Raw genomic sequence first — 1,829 nt, 5'->3', positions numbered from 1 at the left:
ACCGCCTTAGCCTCCTCCGAAGCACCGGGCGCAATCACCACTTCGGTGAAAATCTCGGTGATCTTGGCGGCGGTTTCGGCGTCCAGCGGCTGGTTCAGCGCGACGATGCCGCCGAATGCGGAGGTGCGGTCACAGTCGAAAGCCTTCTGATAGGCCTCGGCCAGGGTCGCGCCCTTGGCCACGCCGCAGGGGTTGGCGTGTTTGATGATCGCGACGGCGGCGCTGTCGGCCGGATCGAATTCCGCCACCAACTCATAGGCCGCATCAGTGTCGTTGATGTTATTGTAGCTCAGTTCCTTGCCTTGCAGCTGCACGGCGGTTGCCACGCCCGGACGGTTGGAACCATCGGTATAGAAGGCCGCTTCCTGGTGGCTGTTTTCACCGTAACGCAAGGTCTGCTTCAGCTCGCCGGCAAAGGCGCGGCGGCGCGGGGTCTTTTCTTCGATTGCCGTGGCCATCCAATTCGACACAGCTGCATCATAGGCTGCGGTGCGGGCATAGGCAGTCTGCGACAGGCGCTGGCGGAAGGCGTAGGAGGTCTGGCCATCGTTGGCGTCCAGCTCTGCCAGCAGTGCCTCATAGTCCTGAACGTCGGTCACAACGTTCACGAACAGGTGGTTCTTGGAGGCCGCACGGATCATTGCCGGGCCGCCGATGTCGATGTTCTCAATCATCTCGTCATAACCGGCACCGCGCGCCAGCGCCGCTTCAAACGGGTAGAGGTTCACCACCAGCAGGTCGATGGCACCGATGCCATGCTCGTTCATAGCGGCGACATGAGTGTCGTTATCGCGCAGCGCCAGCAGGCCGCCATGCACCATCGGGTGCAGGGTCTTCACGCGTCCGTCCATCATCTCCGGAAAACCGGTCACTTCCGAGACATCCTTGACCGCCAGGCCGGCTTCACGCAGCGCCTTGGCAGAGCCGCCGGTCGACAGCAGCTCAACACCGCGCGCGGACAGCGCCTTGCCCAGCTCGATCAGGCCGGTCTTGTCGGATACGGAAAGCAGCGCACGGCGTACGGGGTGAAGGTCGGTCATGGCAGGGCGGTCCTTTTCAAAGGCTCAGTCAAACGTCTCGGGTTCGTCCCGGTTCAGGTCTCGCACGGCAATGGCAGTCTCCTGCGCTTTGCTGAGCGTCCACCGGATGCGCGTCGCATAACCCATCGCGCGTCCGGATAAAACGATCTGCTTTGCCGCACGCGGCTTCAAGCGGGTCTTTTCCAGGAAAACGCTCGGCTCCAGCCGCAGCCGGCAGGTTCCGTCATGGCGGAACACCCAGATTTCCCCGCTCTTGAGCGCCATGGATACCGCGGCGCCGCCCAAGTCAAGGGCTGCGTCCACCTCCGGGTGCAGATGCAGCCGGAGGTCAAAGCCGATGCCGCCCTCCGCGCTGATATCCCGAACCTTGGTGAACTGGCGTTTGGCGGCATCATCCAGTGCCACCAGCATGTCCTCGCCGCTGAGGGCCCGCCCGTCAAACGCCAAATCCAGGGTGCGGGCATGGGTCAGCCCGAAATGGGCAGCATAGCCATTGTGCCCGCCCTGAAAACGGCAGCCATCGGCCAGGTCGCTGACTTCCAGCGGCACCTCATCAGGCGCTTCAATCAATTCCTCATGGCCGGTGGTCTTGTGCGGCGCAGCCAGCCTGGCACTGGAGTGCCCCTCGATGCACAGCGTGGTATGGGAGGGCGTGGCGCGCCCCGCCCGGCGCCATTCGACGCCAAAGGTTTCGCCCGATCCGCAATTCACAATCAGGGGCCGCCGCCCTGAAGTCAGTTCAAACGCCAGGGTCGAGGCATGGCCATAGTTGGACGCCTTGCCCTTGGG

Annotated in this window: 2 protein-coding genes; both read right to left on the bottom strand. The window is 63.4% G+C overall.

Going from position 1 to position 1,829, the window contains the following annotated elements; genetic code table 11:
- A partial coding sequence (gene purH, locus A2I95_RS34980; protein ID WP_291737160.1) for a bifunctional phosphoribosylaminoimidazolecarboxamide formyltransferase/IMP cyclohydrolase occupies positions 1-1,040 on the bottom strand: 1,040 nt, incomplete at its 3' end.
- Between the two features lie 24 nt (positions 1,041-1,064).
- Positions 1,065-1,829, bottom strand: a 765-nt coding sequence (locus tag A2I95_RS34975; RefSeq protein ID WP_291737159.1) for a heparinase II/III-family protein, incomplete at its 5' end; no start/stop codon positions are given.

It is taken from the genome of Leisingera sp. F5 (assembly GCF_001593695.1).
This window is presented reverse-complemented; position numbering and strand designations above follow the sequence as displayed.